This window comes from Nitrosospira briensis C-128, from assembly GCF_000619905.2.
Taxonomy (GTDB): Bacteria; Pseudomonadota; Gammaproteobacteria; order Burkholderiales; family Nitrosomonadaceae; genus Nitrosospira; species Nitrosospira briensis.
The window spans coordinates 973,274-990,555 of sequence record NZ_CP012371.1 but is presented as its reverse complement, the minus strand read 5'-3'; the positions used below and the strand labels follow the sequence as shown (position 1 = coordinate 990,555).

Sequence of the window (17,282 nt, the reverse complement as noted above, 5' to 3'; positions counted from 1 at the left end):
GTCGCTTGTGCAAGATTTTGACTCTCCCTCCATATCGGTAGTTATCCCGGCATTCCGCTCGGGGAAAATGCTGCCTGAATTATGTAATCGATTAGGGAAGATACTTCAACATATAAACGCCGAGTATGAGGTTATTATCGTTGAGGATGGCGGTGGAGACCAGACTTGGCAGGTCATTCAGACTCTAGCCGCGGGTGATAACCGGATTCGTGGCCTGCTTCACAGCCGTAACTACGGCCAACACAACGCTATTCTAAGCGGGATTCGAGTGGCACGTTATGAGGTCATCATTACGATGGATGACGACCTCCAAAATCCCCCGGAAGAGATTCCGGCTTTATTAGCCAAGCTGGCTGCGGGATTTGATGTTGTCTACGGAACACCCATGCAACAGAAGCATGGTGTTCTCAGGGATGTCGCTTCACAGGTTACCAAGCGCATGCTTGAAAGCGCAATGGGTGCCGAGGTCTCCCGTCATATCAGCGCCTTTCGTGTATTCAGAACGCATCTTCGCGGCGCATTCACGGATTACCGCAATCCTTTTGTCTCAATCGATGTTCTGCTAACCTGGGGAACTACTCGCTTTGCCGCGATCCCGGTCCGGCATGATTCGCGTACTGTTGGTACTTCTGGCTATACGTTGTCCAAGCTGGTTAGACACACGTTGAATATGGTAACAGGCTACAGCGTTTTCCCACTTCAACTCGCGAGCTGGATTGGTTTTCTGTTCACTTTGTTCGGCATGGGCTTGCTTGTGTATGTTGTTGGAGGCTATTTTTTTTATGGCAGCAGCGTGGCAGGGTTTCCGTTTCTTGCCTCCATAATCGCAATTTTTGCCGGAGCACAGATGTTTGCACTTGGGATCATGGGCGAATACCTGGCTCGCATGCACGTCAATAGCATGGGTCGGCCATTGGCAGTGGTAAAGGAAGAAACCTTTCCGTTACACAATTCGGTTAATAGGGAGATGTTATGAATTATATAGAGGTAAGCTTAATTTGTAGCCCAGGTTCAATCAGTTAGCAAACGCTTGGCTAAAAATCAGCCAAAACGGAACTCATTAACAGCCTGAAGCTTGATATCGGACTTAAACCATTTATGAAACGTATACTCATACTTTATGGGAAAAAATCCTTGCGTTATCCACACCCTCTGAACGGTTAAATTGATTATTTGCGTCGAGGTAAAAACTCTTTTAAACCCGGCGGCGATTGCATATTCTATTCCCTGCCGAATCATGCGGCGATAAACGCCTCGTCCCTCAACTCGCTTCGCCACACCGCTCAAGACTAATTCGAGTTGCCTATCATCATGCACTTTCATAGTAAGAAATCCACAGATGCCGATAACATCTTCGGCAATAATTATCTTGTTCACTTCTCCCCTGTTTTGGATGGTGGCCTCGCACCATGAAACATAGGTCGCATCGCAATCGCGCCTGTCAAGCCGCGAATCCGAATGGTAATGGCCGTAGTATCCCGAAAAGGCGGTGCGAGCAATATGAATAACTGCCTCCTGATCTCGCGCCGTCATTTCCCGCAACTGGAATGTTTCGTCATCCTTATCAATTGCACGTACTGAATTTTTTGCGTGATGACAACGCAGTTCATAATAAATAAGTGTATCGCATAAAATTCCACCTGATGCTTCAACCCACTGAACTGCTTCAAGTCTGCTGGCATCCAGCCTCGCAATGAGTAATTCAGCGTTATTGTTGTTGCTGAAGGAAATACATTCATTTACATCTTCAATCGATTTGAGTCCTTCTGCTTTCACGGTAACGAAACCGAAGCGGTCGAGATCGAGCTTTGACACGTACTTGTTCATTTCACACTTCTCTTGGATTATTACATCGATTAACAGCCGTCAATTTATCCATTCATCATGAAGCTAATGAAAGGGGCAGGTCAAATCGAAGCTGGCGCGTGGAAGAAACATGCCGTTGAGCTGATTATTCCATCCCACCCGCTGAGAGTTGCTATTGCCGAGGATGGGCCAGAAAAACGGGTTCATCCATCTTGCCGAATTTAGAAGGCGTTGCCCATTGGACCGAAGTACACCTTGAGTAGATACCGCAGAAAGTAAGAGAGGATTGATGCAGGTGCTGAAGAAAAAATACGATACGGGCAGATCGATATGGGGAAAGCGCCGAAGTCTCTCCTCTACCCTGCTGGTACCAATGCTAAGCAGGTAAGCTTTGCTATTAGACGCGTTCCATGGCGGCGATTTATCTAAAATACATGGATTTCACACGAGGCTTAATTAAATGAGAGGCGATAGAAAAGCCGCTCGTTTCGCTATCTATGCGGTGCCAGAAGGAAGATGCTTTCCTGTAACCGGTTCAAGCCGCGTTCCTCAAAGCGTGGTTCTTGCGCAAGCACGTCCAATTGCGACAGTAGCCGTATCGTGAACCGCTCGTGGTAGAGCGCTTCGACTTCGTTCGCAGAAACTGCAAATGGTGGGCCCGCCATTTCCTGTTGGGGATAGTCCAGAGTGATCAGCAGGATTTGCGCTGCAGGCGGCAGGATGCTCAACAGGTGACCTGCATAACGTTCGCGCATTTCCGGCGGCAGCGCGATTAGTGATGCGCGATCGTATACTGCGTTTGTTTTTGCCAGGTCGTGTTTGCTCAGGTCAAAAAAATCCCCGCACAGGATTCGGACGCCGCTTGCATCGTAGCGGTCGAAGCTTTCGCCGCTTGTTTGATTCGGGATGTAGCCGTTCTCTTTGAAGAATGCTTGCACGGCGACGGCGCTGGTTTCCACCCCTAGCACCGCATATCCCTGTTCACTTAGCCATAACATGTCGCGGCTTTTGCCGCACAGCGGCACGAATACCTCGCTGTCGGCGGCAAGATGCAACGCCTGCCAGTATTGGCACAAATACGGATTAACCTCGTTTTGATGAAAACCGGTTTCTTCCCGCTTCCAGCGCTCCAGCCAATAATCTTTTTCCATTTTTATATCCCGACCACTCGTACGGCGCAATACTACGCTTATTGCTGTCTTACACATTATGTCGATTAAAAGTAACTTTAATCTGCGAGTTACTTTCCTGAATATGCAGAATATTCACGCTGCGATTATGATTGTGCAATCATGGTGCAGGTTGACCGAATGCCACGACCGATCCGCCTCCGACATGATACCGATTTTTTTGCCTATCGCGTGATTATGATAATTGGGTATCGGCGGCAGCGCCGTGCCACCGCTGGGCCGGTGCTGGACGCACGCACATGATGTCGGTGACGTGGAAAGTCTTTTGCAGACGAGGCTTGAAGGAGCCTGGCGTCATCATGCGCGATGTCATCCGCGCGCATGAGTACATTTTCGGGATTCCCCACGCGGTATAGCGATGGACTCACCTGAAGCGTATGACTGATATAAACTAAGCGGAATATTCAAGTTCATTTCATGGACGGGCGAAACGGTAGATTGAATTGATCGAATGATGAAAGCCTTTAATGACCAGCCAGGATAAAAGACACGTGGATGCGGCCCAGCATCCCATTGATGAGCATGCAAATGCAGGTCAGGCGCTGCGCGAGCGTCTGAAAGAAATTACCTGTCTCTACGAAATTCGCCGTGGTATGGGGCCGGAACTATCGGTGGATAATGTCTGCCAGCAGATTTTTGAGCACCTGATACCCGCCATGCAATTCCCGGAAATCGCTACCGCCGTGATCGAACTCGATGGCAGGCGCTTCGCTTCTGATAATCACGGCCCGGGCCGTAAGCACGAACTGCACTCGAAGATTAACGCCAACAACGAGCTCTGCGGCCAACTGCGTGTTTTCTATCCGGAAGACACGCGATTCCTGGTGCCGGAGGAGCAGCGGCTCATCGACGCGGTCGCGACTGATCTGGAGAGGTGGTTTGAGCGGAAACAGATCGATGAGGCGCTGAGCGAGCGCCTGAAGGAAATCACCTGTCTCTATGAGATTCGCCGAGGTATGGGGCTGGAATTATCGGTAGATAACGTCTGCCAGCAGATTTTCGAGCACCTGATACCCGCCATGCAATTCCCGGAAATCGCTACCGCCATGATCGAACTCGATGGCAGGCGCTTCACTTCTGACAATCACGGCCAGGGCGGTAAGCACGCACTGCATTCGGAGATTAACGCCAACAACGAGCTCTGCGGCCAGTTGCGTGTTTTCTATCCGGAAGACAAGCCATTCCTGGTGCCGGAAGAGCAGCGGCTCATCGATGCGGTCGCGACTGATCTGGAGAGATGGCTTGAGCGCAAACGTCTGGAACAGACACTGGTTTCCATAGCGGAAGAACATCAGCGTTCGATCGGACAGGAATTGCACGACAATCTTGGGCAGCAGATTGCGGCGATTGGTTATCAAGCCAAGGCATTGGAGAAAAGAATATCCGCGTCGGGAAGTGGGGATGCGGCGACGATTGCTGCCTCCATTGCCACCCAAGCGCAGGTTGCCGTAATGCAATGCAAGCAGCTTGCACAGGGATTGCTTCCATTTGAACTGGAGACAAATGGCCTCATGGGCGCATTGCGGGCATTTGCATCGAGAATCGCAATTACCTATAAGATTACATGTGATTTCGTATGCAAAAGTGAAGTCGTTATCGAGGATAAGAATTTTGCACTTAATCTTTACCGGATTGCCCAGGAAGCCACCAATAATGCGATACGGCACGGCTGCGCGCGGCAAGTGACAATTTTGCTGTTTTCAGAGGAGGGAATGCTCCACCTGTCGATCCGCGATGACGGCAGTGGTTTTGCCGATTCCAAAAAAAAATACGGCGCAACCCCGGGAATGGGCATTAAAATTATGCAATATCGTGCCCGGCAGCTTGGCGCGAGGTTGGAATTCCTGTCGCACCCGGAAGGAGGAATGGAAGTGCGGCTCGCAATGCGAATGGTGTAGGAGTTTCCTGATATGTCAGCCTTGAAAGCACGAGTAATGCTGGTGGACGATCACGCCATGTTGCGGCATGGCATGGCAATGCTCATCAATCTCGAGCCGGACATGGAGGTATCGGGTGAAGCGGGCGACGGCGAAGAAGCGCTTGCCGCCCTCAAAGCGGGGCATCACGTCGATATCGTTTTAATGGATGTATCTCTCAAGACCCTCTCCGGTTTTGAGGTCATAAAAAGCATACATATTTCGATGCCGACATTGCCCGTACTCGTCGTCTCCATGCACGACGAAGGCGTGTATGCGGAACGCGCTTTGCGGGCAGGCGCGCGTGGCTACGTGATGAAGCAGGAGCCGGGTGAAGTGCTGATAACTGCTATCCGCGAGGTGTTAAAGGGAAATATTTATCTGAGCAAGCCCATGTATGCCAGGCTGTTGAATCGGGTGGTGACCGGAAATTCGGAGTCTGAACCGTTGGTCAACAGTCTGACCCCGAGCGAGTTTGAGGTGCTGCACTTGATCGGATCCGGGCATAGCAGTCAGGAAATTGCCCGGTTGCTTAGCCGCAGTATTAAAACTATCGAAACGCATCGCTTCCACATCCGTACCAAATTAAACTTGAAAGACGGCGCGGATTTGATACGTTATGCCACCCACTGGATTTCCGAACCGCAATAGCAGGCATTGCCCTCAAGTTTTACGTCAGATTGTCCGGATGTTTTTCGTCCGGTCTTCTTTAGAACTGCATCGTACTATCAACATTTATATCAGCCACTTCCGCCATATAAAGTTGCATAAAGGTTTCCCTTAGAAAAAAAACAGGGTTTCCCCAATATATTCAGTAGCGTGAACCGAGTTAGCATGAAGCCACTTTCATCCTACCCGGGTCCCATCGTGAAAACAAAATCAGGAACATTCGTTGCGATCTTGTCTGCCCTTGGTTTGTTGGCCTCCTGCGCGCAAATGAGTCCTCTCGAAGCGCAGAATGACAATATCAACAGGGCTGGAAAGAGTGCGAAAACTTATGCTGATCACGAAAAACTGGCAAAGCAATATCAAAATACCGCCAAAGAGATGCTGAGAAAAGCGGAGGAGCAAAAGAAACTGCTTCAGCATTATGAAGAAAAAAGCTACCTTTATGGCAGGCAGGCACAAGATAAGCAATCGCATACTTCGGCTTTGCTGCACAAATATGAGCGAACCGCCGAGGAAGACATAAAGCTGGCTGCTTTTCACCGGCAAATGGCGTCAGAACTTGCCCCGCGCGATCACGCCACCCCGGCGGAAAAACGGCAGGAGCGAAACCACGAGAATAACGCCAAGGTCGAATCTGATCCCAATGAGCAGATTTGAAGTTTCGGCAATTCCTTATAAGAAGGTGGGGTACACGCTGAATCAGGGAATATATGATGCGCGTTTCGCTTGAGTGCTGCAGGAACCGGTAAGTGATTGACGCGAGTGCGTTGAGGCTTCAGCTGGATGCAGATTGGCTGAATGCCACAACGTGATCCGCCTCCAGTTTGATACCGATTTTTTCGCCTATTGCATGGTTATGGTGGCTCGGTACCAGTGATAGGGCGATGCCACCGCCGGGCAGGCGCAGCGTATACATGATGTCGGCGCCACGGAAAGCCTTGTGCATCACGGCGGCTTGAAGGGGGCTTGCGTCATCGTGCACAATATCATCCGGTCGTATGAGCACATCCACGGGATTTCCCTCGCGGCATAGTTGGCAGTCCGGCATGCATTGATGCGGCACCTCTCCTGCCAGAGTCCCCAGCTCGATTTCCACGTGATGTGGATCCAGTATTTTGCCGGGGAGAAAAACACCCTGGCCGATGAAATTTGCAACGAACCGGTTGGCGGGCCTGTGATAGAGGTTGTAGCCGGTATCCCATTGCTGGATTTCGCCCTGGTGCATGACGCCGATTTCATCCGCTATGGCAAAAGCCTCGTCCTGGTCATGCGTTACCAAAATGGCGGTAGCATTCTGGCTCTTGAGAATGTCGCGCACCTCCAGGCTCAAGCGGCCACGCAGCGTCACATCCAGATTGGAGAAAGGCTCATCCAGCAACAGTAAGTCAGGCTTTGGCGCAAGTGCTCTCGCCAGGGCGACGCGTTGCTGCTGGCCGCCCGAAAGCTGGTGTGGATACTTGTCCGCCACATCAGCAAGACCTACGGTTTTGAGCATTTCAGCGGTACGTGCCGCACGCTCCGTTTTTTGCATGCGGTGCAGGCCAAAACCAACATTGGCCTGAACGGTCAGGTGAGGAAATAATGCATAATCCTGAAACACCATGCCGATGTGTCGCCGTTCCGGCGGCAAGCTAAAATCCGCGTTACTTATCACTACGCCATTGAGTGTAATCTCGCCGGCCGAGATGGACTCAAACCCGGCGATACATCGCAATACCGTTGTCTTGCCGCACCCGCTCGGTCCCAGCAGGCAGCCGATTGCACCTTTTTTTAGCGCGAGCGATAAGTCGTTCACCACTGTTTGCCGGCCATAGGCATGCCGGATATTTTTGAGCTCAAGCAGCGTATTCATGGCAGTCGCTCAAATCAACTTTCGGTTTGCCGCATAAAAAATATCAGGGGAAGCAGGCCCGCCAATACCAGCGTCACGGCAGGTAACGCGGCCTGCTCCCATTGGCCTTCCGTCGTCATTTCGAAAATCCGCACCGAGAGGGTATCCCAGCCGAAAGGCCGGGTCATCAACGTGATGGGCATCTCTTTCATGACATCCACGAATACCAGCGCAGCGGCGGTGAATATGCCACCCTTCAGAATGGGCAAGTGTACGCGGCAAAGTGTCGCCCATCCGCTTAAACCAAGCCCCATGGCGGCCTCATCGATGCTGCCGGTTACACGCTGCATGGCACTGTCTATGGGGCTGTGGCTGACCGCGAGAAAACGCGTCATATAGGCAATCAGCATCGTGACGAGGGTGCCCTGGATGAGCAAGCCGGTTTCTATATGAAATAGCTGCATGGCCATTTCGCTCAGCCAGCCATCCAGCCAGGCTATGGGGATGAAAATTCCAACCGCGAGAACGGCGCCGGGCAGAGCATATCCAATAGTGGAAATGTGCACTGCGCCACGAGTGGCGGAGTCCGGGCAGCGTCGTGCAGCGTAGACCATGAGCAGCGCAACGGTGCAGGTGAGCAGGGCGGCAAAAGCGGATAATAGCAGCGAGTGCCAGAGAAATTCCAGGTAACGCTGGTCGAAATCACGTTCGACAACGGCCACTGCCCAAATGCCCAGTTGCATGACGGGTAACAGGAACGCAAAAAAAAGCGTGCCTGACGCAAATCCTGAGATCAGCCATGCGCGCCAGCCGGTAAGCGGGATGGGGATCGCCTTCGCACTTTGCCTGGTTTCGGCATAGCGCATGCGTGAACGAAATTGCTGCTCCACGATTATCACGGCAAAAACGATAACGATCAGCAGGGAGGCGAGTTGAGAAGCCGCGGTCAGGGAAAACATGGCAAACCAGGCTTTATAAATAGCAGTGGTGAAGGTGTCGTAATTGAAGACCGCTACCGTACCGAAATCGGCAAGCGTTTCCATCAGCGCCAGCATTGTTCCGCCTGCAATCCACGGGCGCGCCATCGGCAACGCCAATTTGAAAAATCCTTGTGTGCGATTAAAGCCTAACGACTGGGCAACCTCCAGCGAGCGTTTCCCTTGAGTAAGAAACGCATTTCGCGCCAGCAAATAGACGTAAGGATAAAACGCCAGAACCATGACAATGATAACGCCCAGCCTGCTGCGTATATCCGGAAACCAGAATAGATCGGGCCCCAGCCAGGTGCGTAGCGCCGTTTGCACCGGGCCGATGTAATCGAACAGGCCCAAAGCCACGAACGCGGTAACATATGCGGGAATGGCAAGCGGCAGCAATAATGCCCACGAAAAGAATTTACGGCCGGGGAACTCGCACACCGCAGTAAACCAGGCCAGGCTTACTCCCAATAGCGCGGAACCTGCGGCCACGCCCACTGCGAGCCAGAACGTATTGACCAGCAAGCCGGCCAGTGTCGTTTCTACCAGATGTTGCCAGACATCGCCCGCCGGCACGAACAAGGACGAGATGACCGTACCAACTGGCACGAGCACCACTGCAGCTACCAGAAAGGGGATTAGACGCCAGCCGTTTGAGGTCCGGTAGGCGGAGCTTGAGGCGCTTAAAAACCCATTTTTCGTGCCTGAATCAGCCTCCGCTGAGCTAAGCGTTTCATCTCTCACATCCTTGACGCCTTATCGATAGCCCGCGCGATCCATCAGTTTTACCGCCTCTGCCTGCAATTCCCCGGCTGTGGTTACGTTTATCGTATTCTGCTTGAAGGTGCCCCAGGCGGCGACAGCCGGGTCGGGTTTTACCCTGGGATTGACCGGGTATTCCATATTCACGTCGGCAAAGAGATTCTGGGCTTCTTCGGATGACAGAAATTCGAGCAATCTGGTTGCAGCCGGTACGTTATGCGCGTATTTTGTAATCCCTGCCCCCGAGATATTGACGTGAACGCCGCTGCCTTCCTGGTTAGGCCAGAAAATCGCAAGTGGCAATGCCGGATTTTTTTGCATCAGGCGGCCATAGTAATAGCTGTTGGCTATTGTGACATCGCATCGCCCTGCGGCGACGAATTCCATTGCCTTGGTTTCGTCGGATAGAGGGTCGATAGCGAGATTGGCGACCCAGCCTTTGATAATTTCTTCGGTCCTGGCCGCGCCATGCTCAGCGATCATCATCGCGACCAGCGACTGGTTGTATACTTTCTTGGAAGTGCGCAGGCACAACCGTCCTTTCCATTGAGGTTCAGCCAGCGCTTCGTAGGTAGAAAGATCCGAAGGCTTTACTTTCTGTGTGTTATATATGATAGTGCGTGCCCGCACGGATAGGCCGAACCACTGATTCCGGGGATCATGGAGGTAGGCGGGAACATTTGCCTGGAGCGTTTTTGACTCGACGGGCCTCAACAGTCCTTCCTGGGCGGCCTCCCACAAATTGCCCGCATCCGAGGTGATCAGCATGTCGGCAGGTGTGTTTTTCCCTTCCGCCTTGAGGCGCGCCAGCAACGGGCCTTCTTTGTCAGTGACGAATTTTACATTGATGCCGGTATCTTTAGTGAAAGCGTCGAACATTGGTTTGATGAGCTGTTCGATCCGAGCGGAATAGACTACTACCTGCTCCGCGTGAGATGCGCTGGGGCCAAAGAAAATGGCAAAGCAAAATATTGCAGTAATATATTGATTGAAGACTCGCGGAATAAGCCTCCGAGTTTCCCCACCAAGGCGCGACGGCGACCTATAATGTATTGTGTCGGGAAAAGCGGGCGCTCCCTGCATTGTGATTTCCGGCCGTGGCATCGTCGTACAAGCGTATGTTGCGGGCCTTGTCGTCTTCCCGATTCTTCCGGTAGAGTTACCAGCCAAGCGCTGCATGCGAGTCTTGTTCAGATATTTTTTTAACCAGGTATTTAACATTATTATTTACTCCGGATATCAACAGTGAGATCAACCAAATACCATTATAAATGATAATAATTATCAGTAGAGCATCGCATTAAATATACTATGGATAAACTACAGCCGAGTCCGCCTAATATTCGCCTGCAAGAGCTTCTTGCTATTCCGGAAAGACAACGTACCGAAGCTGAATGGGATGAGATCAACGAGCTTGAGATTACGCTTACTCCTGCCAATCGCGCTATGACTTCCGAGCGGGGCACCTCGGAGCGGCACAACGCAGAGCGAAACGCTTCGGAACGAAACGCCTCGGAGCGCAACTCTTCGGCTGAGCGAAACGTGCGGCGCAAGGGGATGCCGACACCCGATCAGTTCAAGTCCCGTGACGGTACGCAAGGAAAGCGCCCTCTGAAGAAGCTTCGTAAAAGACCCAAACCTGCTGCGCCGCAGTAACAGTGCCTTGCCATGGATAAGCGGTACAGGTAGCCCGCTATGGCTTGTTACTTATTTTATTGAAGAACGTCAATGGGAGGCTTATGCAACTTACCACTACCCCGAGCATTGAGGGAAAGCGCATTACGAAATACTGCGGAGTCATCGCCGGCGAAGCGATCCTCGGCGCCAATTTGTTTAAAGACCTTTTTGCCGGAATCCGTGACCTCGTGGGAGGACGCTCCGCAACCTATGAAAAAGAATTGCAGCGCGCGAGGGAAATCGCGCTTGACGAGCTACAGCGGCGAGCACAGGACCTCGGTGCAAACGCGGTAATCGGCATCGATATCGATTACGAGATAATGGGCAAGGAAAATGGAATGCTGATGGTTTCGGCTAGCGGGACGGCGGTAGTCGTAGAATAAGGGCTGCTAAAGCGCACTCTCCGAATTGATCAAGCCGCTATCGACGAGAGTCGGAGGCGGGCTCACGAGCCAACATCCGGACCGACAAGATCATATCGAATGGCAGCGGCTGCTGCTGCGGAGAGCGAGCACTTACCACGGAATCGGCTTGCCATCATAGGCGATGAATTTACCTGAATCCGTCAACGTGAGGCCGCTGATGACATGCCGCATGCCGGACACGCTTTTTGCCGTGGATATGAGCGCATTCTTGCCGCCCATATCGGTCTGCACCCATCCGGGATGCAATACCACTGCAATGATTCCCACTGTTTTCAGGTCGATGGCAAGGCTTTTGATAACCATATTTACGGCTGCCTTGCTGGACCGGTACAGGTAGCTGCCGCCGCTGTCGTTCTCCGCAATGCTGCCCATCTTGCTGCTGATGGTCACGATCATTTTTTGACTGCTTCCGGCAACATGCGAGTTGAATGCCTGGGCCATCTTGAGCGTTGCCATGGTATTGACACGAAATTCATGGGCCCAGGCCTCATAATCGATACTATCGAAAGCGCCTGCATGAGGGCCCGTATAAATTCCCGCGTTGTTGAGAAGCAGATCGATCGGCTCGCCAGCTAACGATTGCGCCAATCCCTCGATTTGCGCATGATCAGCAACATCGAGCGTATGTACGGTAACCTGCCCAGGATAGCCGGCGGCCAGCGTATCAAGCGCATCTGATTTTTCCGGATGACGAGTGCAAGCTAAAATGCGCCAGTTCTCTGCGGCATACTGCCTGCAAAATTCCAATCCGATCCCGCGGTTGGCCCCTGTGATTAATGCAGTTTTCATATTTCTCTCCTCATGCGCCTGCCGGTCTAACGGAAATATACCGCGCTGCCCGGTGCTATAAAGAAATATCGGTGAGCGAATATCCCAGATAACGAGATACCGCCGTTTGATTTGCGTACTCGCTCATTATGTATAAAAAACGAAACGAATGGCAATATAAAAGGAGCGACGACATGACTCAGCGGATCGCATTGGTAACGGGTGCATCCAGCGGTATTGGAAGGGCTGCGGCCGAGCTTCTTGCTCAAAATGGTTATTATGTATTTGCCGTGGCGCGGCGCTTGTACAGGCTGGAAGAGATTCGTTCTGATCGCATTGAGCCGATAGAACTGGATGTGACCAATGAAGAAGGCATTAACTGTGCAGTGAATCACATTATATCGACCAAGGGGCGTATCGATGTGCTGGTCAACAACGCGGCACTCTGTCAGTTGGGCGCTATCGAATGTGTTTCGATGGAGGCTGCCCATCGGCAGTTCGAAGTTAATGTTTTCGGCTATGCACGGTTTATGCAAGCAGTCCTCCCCCATATGCGGGAGCAGAAATCGGGATCGATAGTCAATATTGTTTCGGCACTGAGCAGAATATCGGTGCCCGGTTTTGGTTGGTATGCGGCTACCAAGTATGCCATTGAAGCGCTAACCGATGCTCTGCGTGGCGAGGTGATGGGATTCGGGATCAAAGTTGTGCTCATTGCGCCTGGCTTGATAAAGACGGAGTTTGTTCCCAACCAGCTAAGGTTATTAAAGACCGTTGCGCATCCGCCAGCCTACAAGAAACTTCTCGACGGCGTGCATAACCTTCTGGTTGGCGAACCCAGGGCGCCCGGTCCGGAAATTATCGCTAAGGCGGTGCTCGATGCCGTCACGTCTTCGGTTCCACCGGTAAGACATGCACTCCCCTTCGATTCCAGAATCTCGGTAATAGCCAGGTGGCTGCTGGGTGGTCGCATCTTTGCCTGGACGGTCCGGCTACAGATGAGATTCTCCAGGCGGTAACGGCCTGGGCGATTCGAAGACCGGAACTATCGACTCATTCGATCGCTAGCTTCCTTACCTGCGCGTTTTAACAGGACGGCTTGCTGTCGGCCAGTTCGCGCCGTCAGTCCGTCGGTGCTTCTTTCGATGAAGAAAAGAGATCCCACGCCGCGATGAAGAGGGCTGCAATTACCGGTCCGATAACGAAGCCGTTAAGACCGAAAAGGACCATGCCTCCCAGCGTCGAGATAAGAATCACATAATCGGGTATTTTGGTATCCCTGCCGACGAGTATGGGGCGCAAGATGTTATCCACGAGCCCGATCACGAGCACACCGAAAGCGATGAGGGTGACGCCCTGCCAAACAGCTCCGGTAAACAGAAAATAGATCGCTACCGGCATCCAGATCAGCCCGGCCCCGACTGCGGGCAACAGGGAAAGGAAGGCCATCACAAAACCCCATAGCAAGGCCCCTTGAATGCCGAGGAACGAAAACATTATTCCCCCCAGCGTGCCTTGCGCCGCGGCGACAACAACGTTGCCCTTTACGGTGGCGCGAATAACCGTAGTGAACTTGCTGAACAGATGCCGCTTGTGCTCCATGCTGAGGGGCATTGCATGTTTGATCCTGATGGAGAGGGCGGCGCCGTCGCGCAGCAGGAAAAACAGCAGATACAGCATAATGCCAAAGCTGATGACGAATTCGAAGGCATTCTGACCGATACTGAGAGCGTGCATTGCGATAAATTGACTACCCTGCAAAGCGCCGGTCGATAGCATATCCTGCAGCTCGGAAATATTGGTGAGCCCAAGCCGATCCAGCAAGTGGATGACCCACGGTGGCATGGCCCCCATGATCTGCTGAAAATAAGCGCCGAAATTAAGCTGTCCAGACCGGATTCCTTGGTAGACGAGCGCTCCTTCCTGCAGCAGCGAAATCGTCATTATCGTAACCGGAAGAATCACTATGATCAGGCAGAGCAGGAGGGTGGTGAGCGCGGCAAGATTCTGCCGCTGGTTCATGACGGCCAGCAATCGGCGATGAAACGGTGTAAAGATGATGGCAAGAACCGAGCCCCAAAATACTGCGCCATAGAAAGGCAAGAGAATCCACCCGAATGCCACGGTGACAAAAACCAGTAGGAGCAGGAAAGTTTTTTGTTGGAGCTCCACAGTATTCATATAATCCAGATGGTCAGGTAAAGAATATATTTGCAGGCCGAATCGTATCTTAACTCAGCTCCGGGATAGATAGTGATGTTGAAAAAATGAGACCAGGTTTATGCAGTCGACCTGTGCTCAGGGCACGGCTATGGCCATGTTGGTGGCTTCGTCGGGAAGTGCCCTGAAGAGCGTTTCGGGCATACAGATGTGCGTGGGAATGTTTGGCTAAATACCTGTCCGGTAACAAGGACTGAAGCGCTCATAACAGGCGTGGAATGTACTCATGACAGCGTCTTCCGTTTGAATTGACCATGAGGTGGACAGGTGACGGTTTAATATCGGGCTACCGAGTTCGACGATCAACATATCAGCTTTTTAGCATTGCATTCAATCCCGCCTGTGCAATTTGTGCATCCTCATGAGATCTCACACCGCTCACTCCTATTGCGCCGATGAACTGGCCATCCACTATGATGGGTAAGCCACCTTCGATCGGCAGGGTTCCAGGCAGGCCGAGATAACGCAGGCGTCCGTCAGTGACGTGTTCTTCCCACACTTTGGTGGGACGTCGAAATGCAATCGCAGCGCAGGCCTTCTGAATTGCGACATCAACGCTGCCGAACTGGGTGTTGTCGAGGCGCAGCAGGTAAACCAGGTGAGCCCCATCATCAACGATTGCGATCACCACCGGCCAGTTATTGCGTCTGGCCTCCGCTTCCGATGCGGCGGCAATGATTTTGGCGTCATCGAGCGTGAGGGCGATCTTATTATTCATGATTATTAATCCGGTAGGTAAGTAATTGTGTGAATGTGTCATTGCCGGCCTGGATCGGGCTCCGGGTCAAGCTTGAAGTGACGAAGTTCATGATATTCCTCGCAGAATATATAACATCCGAGAATCTGGAAAGTTTGAAAGAGCAGTATGTGAGCTTTGGTGCACAAAAAAAAGCACGCCATAGTTTCTCGGCGTGCCTTGTCTGCGAATAAAAGGCTCATAACAGCGGGACAATCAATAAGGCAACAATGTTCATGATCTTGATGAGCGGGTTGATCGCGGGCCCTGCGGTGTCTTTGTAAGGGTCGCCTACAGTATCGCCGGTCACGGCCGCTTTATGCGCTTCCGAACCCTTGCCGCCAAAGTGGCCGTCCTCAATGTATTTTTTGGCGTTATCCCAGGCTCCGCCACCGGCAGTCATGGAAATCGCTACAAAAATACCCGTGATAATGGCGCCAATCAGCACACCACCCAAGGCGACGGGACCAAGCAGGAGGCCGACGAGCAGGGGCACCGCCACGGGCAGCAACGAGGGGATAATCATTTCCTTGATGGCAGCCTTCGTTACCATGTCTACTGCTCTGGAATAGTCCGGCTTCGCGGTACCTTCCATGATCCCGGGAATTTCCCTGAACTGGCGGCGCACTTCCACCACCACCGAACCGGCAGCCCGTCCAACAGCCTCCATCGCCATGGCGCCGAACAGGTATGGCACCATGCCGCCAAGGAACAAGCCGATGATTACCATGTGATCGGATAAATCAAAACTCACGAGCTTGCCGCCGGTGGAAAGTGCGTGAGTGTAATCGGCGAACAATACCAGCGCGGCCAAACCGGCAGAGCCGATGGCGTAGCCTTTCGTTACCGCCTTGGTAGTGTTTCCTACCGCATCCAGCGGGTCGGTGATGTCGCGTATCTCCGATGGCAAACCAGCCATTTCCGCAATTCCGCCGGCATTGTCGGTAATCGGCCCGTATGCGTCGAGCGCCACGATGATGCCCGCCATCGACAGCATGGAGGTGGCGGCGATGGCGATGCCATAAAGCCCCGCCAGCTCCTGGGCGCACCAGATGGAGACGCAGACGGCAAGTACCGGAGCGGCGGTCGATTTCATGGACACACCCAGCCCGGCGATTACGTTGGTTCCGTGGCCGGTGCTGGAGGCTTCCGCGATATGCTGTACCGGCCCATATTCGGTAGAGGTGTAGTACTCGGTGATCCACACCATGGCGGCAGTCAGCACCAGACCTACAAGCCCGGCAAGATATAGATTCATTGATGAAACCAGCTTGCCGTCAATCATCACTCCGTCGCCCAGCATCGTCGTCGTGATGGGATAAAAGGCGACCGCCGCCAGCACACCGGCAACCGAGAGGCCGCGATAAAGCGCGTTCATGATCTTTCCGCCCTCGCGTGCCTTGACGAAGTAACAACCGATGATGGAAGCGATAATGGAAAATCCGCCCAGTACCAGCGGGTAGAGAACCGCATTGGGACCGGCATCCGTGATCACCAACCCACCCAACAGCATGGTGGCGATAATGGTCACGGCGTATGTCTCGAACAGATCGGCTGCCATCCCCGCGCAGTCGCCGACATTGTCGCCCACGTTGTCGGCAATGACTGCCGGGTTGCGTGGATCGTCCTCGGGAATGCCGGCTTCGACCTTGCCCACCAGATCGGCGCCTACGTCGGCGCCTTTAGTGAAAATACCGCCGCCGAGACGGGCGAAGATGGAGATCAGCGAGCTACCGAAAGCCAGACCTACCAAAGCGTGAGTCGCATCCGATGCATTGGTGCCCAAGCCGGCGGTAAGGAAGGCATAGTAGCCGGCCACGCCCATCAAGCCCAGACCCACCACGAGCATGCCGGTTATCGCGCCGCCTCTGAACGCCACGTTCAGCGCCGCATTGAGTCCCTCCCTTGCAGCTTCTGCGGTACGGACATTGGCTCGCACCGAAACGTTCATGCCGATATAGCCTGTCAGACCCGACAAAAAAGCACCGATGAAAAACCCGACTGCGGTTTTCCAGCCCAATGCCAGAAAAATGGCTACCAGTAGAATCACCCCAACGATACTTATGGTCGTGTATTGCCGATTCAGGTATGCGGAAGCGCCCTCTTGAATGGCAGTGGCAATCTCCCGCATGCGTTCGTTACCTGTCGGCAACGCGACAATCCACTTTATCGAAACCACTCCGTATAGTAGCGCAGCCATCGCACAAGCAATCGCGATGATTAAACCAGTAGCCATTTAAATCTCCAGTTAAAGTCGGACTGCTTGAAAACACTCAGCGTTCTCAATCCCCCGTTAAACTTGAAG

General features: G+C 52.7%; 16 protein-coding genes. 7 read left to right on the top strand and 9 right to left on the bottom strand.

Features of this window, described 5'->3' with window-relative positions:
• Positions 1-7 precede the first annotated feature (7 nt).
• Positions 8-976 (top strand): glycosyltransferase family 2 protein, encoded by a 969-nt coding sequence (locus F822_RS04575; RefSeq protein WP_025040253.1) that lies wholly within the window; start codon positions 8-10, stop codon positions 974-976.
• 65 nt (positions 977-1,041) lie between these two features.
• Here the strand turns inward: F822_RS04575 and F822_RS04570 are convergent, their stop codons facing one another.
• Together F822_RS04570 and F822_RS04565 are read right to left on the bottom strand one after the other, a co-directional pair.
• On the bottom strand, positions 1,042-1,827 hold the full coding sequence (locus F822_RS04570) for a GNAT family N-acetyltransferase (protein WP_156304340.1): 786 nt from the start codon (positions 1,825-1,827) through the stop codon (positions 1,042-1,044).
• A gap of 470 nt (positions 1,828-2,297) precedes the next feature.
• Positions 2,298-2,957: a thiopurine S-methyltransferase gene (locus F822_RS04565; RefSeq protein WP_025040251.1), complete on the bottom strand. Its 660-nt coding sequence runs from the start codon at positions 2,955-2,957 to the stop codon at positions 2,298-2,300.
• Positions 2,958-3,463: 506 nt separating this feature from the next.
• Here F822_RS04565 and F822_RS04560 point away from each other — a divergent pair.
• From F822_RS04560 to F822_RS04550, 3 genes are all read left to right on the top strand, one after another.
• A complete protein-coding gene (locus F822_RS04560) occupies positions 3,464-4,894 on the top strand; it encodes a sensor histidine kinase (protein WP_025040250.1) in 1,431 nt (476 codons plus the stop codon).
• Positions 4,895-4,906: 12 nt separating this feature from the next.
• Positions 4,907-5,563 carry a response regulator transcription factor gene (locus tag F822_RS04555; protein WP_025040249.1) on the top strand — a complete coding sequence of 219 codons (657 nt, stop codon included), beginning with the start codon at positions 4,907-4,909 and terminating at the stop codon, positions 5,561-5,563.
• A 285-nt stretch (positions 5,564-5,848) separates the two neighbouring features.
• Positions 5,849-6,238, top strand: coding sequence for a hypothetical protein (locus F822_RS04550; protein ID WP_231623568.1), 390 nt, complete (start codon positions 5,849-5,851; stop codon positions 6,236-6,238).
• Between the two features lie 118 nt (positions 6,239-6,356).
• Here the strand turns inward: F822_RS04550 and F822_RS04545 are convergent, their stop codons facing one another.
• The 3 genes from F822_RS04545 to F822_RS04535 all read right to left on the bottom strand — a co-directional run bounded on the left by F822_RS04545 (position 6,357) and on the right by F822_RS04535 (position 10,132).
• The gene (locus tag F822_RS04545) at positions 6,357-7,433 is read right to left on the bottom strand and encodes an ABC transporter ATP-binding protein (RefSeq protein WP_025040247.1); all 1,077 of its coding nucleotides are present in this window, start codon (positions 7,431-7,433) and stop codon (positions 6,357-6,359) included.
• A 14-nt stretch (positions 7,434-7,447) separates the two neighbouring features.
• Positions 7,448-9,007 (bottom strand): ABC transporter permease, encoded by a 1,560-nt coding sequence (locus F822_RS04540; RefSeq protein ID WP_231623618.1) that lies wholly within the window; start codon positions 9,005-9,007, stop codon positions 7,448-7,450.
• 138 nt (positions 9,008-9,145) lie between these two features.
• Complete coding sequence (locus tag F822_RS04535; protein ID WP_036575227.1) at positions 9,146-10,132, bottom strand: Fe(3+) ABC transporter substrate-binding protein; 987 nt, start codon at positions 10,130-10,132, stop codon at positions 9,146-9,148.
• Between the two features lie 330 nt (positions 10,133-10,462).
• On the opposite strand from F822_RS04535, the gene F822_RS04530 reads away from it, so the two are divergent.
• Together F822_RS04530 and F822_RS04525 are read left to right on the top strand one after the other, a co-directional pair.
• The gene (locus F822_RS04530) at positions 10,463-10,807 is read left to right on the top strand and encodes a hypothetical protein (RefSeq protein WP_025040244.1); all 345 of its coding nucleotides are present in this window, start codon (positions 10,463-10,465) and stop codon (positions 10,805-10,807) included.
• 83 nt (positions 10,808-10,890) lie between these two features.
• Entirely contained in the window at positions 10,891-11,211 is a 321-nt protein-coding gene (locus F822_RS04525; protein ID WP_025040243.1) for a heavy metal-binding domain-containing protein, read from the top strand.
• 132 nt (positions 11,212-11,343) lie between these two features.
• Here the strand turns inward: F822_RS04525 and F822_RS04520 are convergent, their stop codons facing one another.
• Positions 11,344-12,042, bottom strand: a complete 699-nt coding sequence (locus tag F822_RS04520) for an SDR family oxidoreductase (RefSeq protein WP_025040242.1) — start codon at positions 12,040-12,042, stop codon at positions 11,344-11,346.
• Positions 12,043-12,215: 173 nt separating this feature from the next.
• Here F822_RS04520 and F822_RS04515 point away from each other — a divergent pair, with 173 nt between their 5' ends.
• Entirely contained in the window at positions 12,216-13,040 is an 825-nt protein-coding gene (locus tag F822_RS04515; RefSeq protein ID WP_025040241.1) for an SDR family NAD(P)-dependent oxidoreductase, read from the top strand.
• 103 nt (positions 13,041-13,143) lie between these two features.
• Here the strand turns inward: F822_RS04515 and F822_RS04510 are convergent, their stop codons facing one another.
• The 3 genes from F822_RS04510 to F822_RS04500 all read right to left on the bottom strand — a co-directional run bounded on the left by F822_RS04510 (position 13,144) and on the right by F822_RS04500 (position 17,213).
• Positions 13,144-14,202 (bottom strand): AI-2E family transporter, encoded by a 1,059-nt coding sequence (locus F822_RS04510; protein WP_025040240.1) that lies wholly within the window; start codon positions 14,200-14,202, stop codon positions 13,144-13,146.
• A gap of 349 nt (positions 14,203-14,551) precedes the next feature.
• Positions 14,552-14,959, bottom strand: a complete 408-nt coding sequence (locus F822_RS04505; RefSeq protein ID WP_025040239.1) for a GlcG/HbpS family heme-binding protein — start codon at positions 14,957-14,959, stop codon at positions 14,552-14,554.
• Between the two features lie 217 nt (positions 14,960-15,176).
• The gene (locus tag F822_RS04500) at positions 15,177-17,213 is read right to left on the bottom strand and encodes a sodium-translocating pyrophosphatase (RefSeq protein WP_025040237.1); all 2,037 of its coding nucleotides are present in this window, start codon (positions 17,211-17,213) and stop codon (positions 15,177-15,179) included.
• Positions 17,214-17,282: the final 69 nt, after the last annotated feature.

Excerpts from the sequence above, each read along its gene's own strand:
- F822_RS04525 (WP_025040243.1), top strand. The coding sequence starts at position 10,891 with ATGCAACTTACCACTACCCCGAGCATTGAGGGAAAGCGCATTACGAAA.
- F822_RS04555 (WP_025040249.1), top strand. The coding sequence starts at position 4,907 with ATGTCAGCCTTGAAAGCACGAGTAATGCTGGTGGACGATCACGCCATG.
- F822_RS04515 (WP_025040241.1), top strand. The coding sequence starts at position 12,216 with ATGACTCAGCGGATCGCATTGGTAACGGGTGCATCCAGCGGTATTGGA.
- F822_RS04530 (WP_025040244.1), top strand. The coding sequence starts at position 10,463 with ATGGATAAACTACAGCCGAGTCCGCCTAATATTCGCCTGCAAGAGCTT.
- F822_RS04505 (WP_025040239.1), bottom strand. The coding sequence starts at position 14,959 with ATGAATAATAAGATCGCCCTCACGCTCGATGACGCCAAAATCATTGCC.
- F822_RS04560 (WP_025040250.1), top strand. The coding sequence starts at position 3,464 with ATGACCAGCCAGGATAAAAGACACGTGGATGCGGCCCAGCATCCCATT.
- F822_RS04500 (WP_025040237.1), bottom strand. The coding sequence starts at position 17,213 with ATGGCTACTGGTTTAATCATCGCGATTGCTTGTGCGATGGCTGCGCTA.
- F822_RS04565 (WP_025040251.1), bottom strand. The coding sequence starts at position 2,957 with ATGGAAAAAGATTATTGGCTGGAGCGCTGGAAGCGGGAAGAAACCGGT.
- F822_RS04510 (WP_025040240.1), bottom strand. The coding sequence starts at position 14,202 with ATGAATACTGTGGAGCTCCAACAAAAAACTTTCCTGCTCCTACTGGTT.
- F822_RS04570 (WP_156304340.1), bottom strand. The coding sequence starts at position 1,827 with ATGAACAAGTACGTGTCAAAGCTCGATCTCGACCGCTTCGGTTTCGTT.
- F822_RS04550 (WP_231623568.1), top strand. The coding sequence starts at position 5,849 with ATGAGTCCTCTCGAAGCGCAGAATGACAATATCAACAGGGCTGGAAAG.
- F822_RS04545 (WP_025040247.1), bottom strand. The coding sequence starts at position 7,433 with ATGAATACGCTGCTTGAGCTCAAAAATATCCGGCATGCCTATGGCCGG.
- F822_RS04520 (WP_025040242.1), bottom strand. The coding sequence starts at position 12,042 with ATGAAAACTGCATTAATCACAGGGGCCAACCGCGGGATCGGATTGGAA.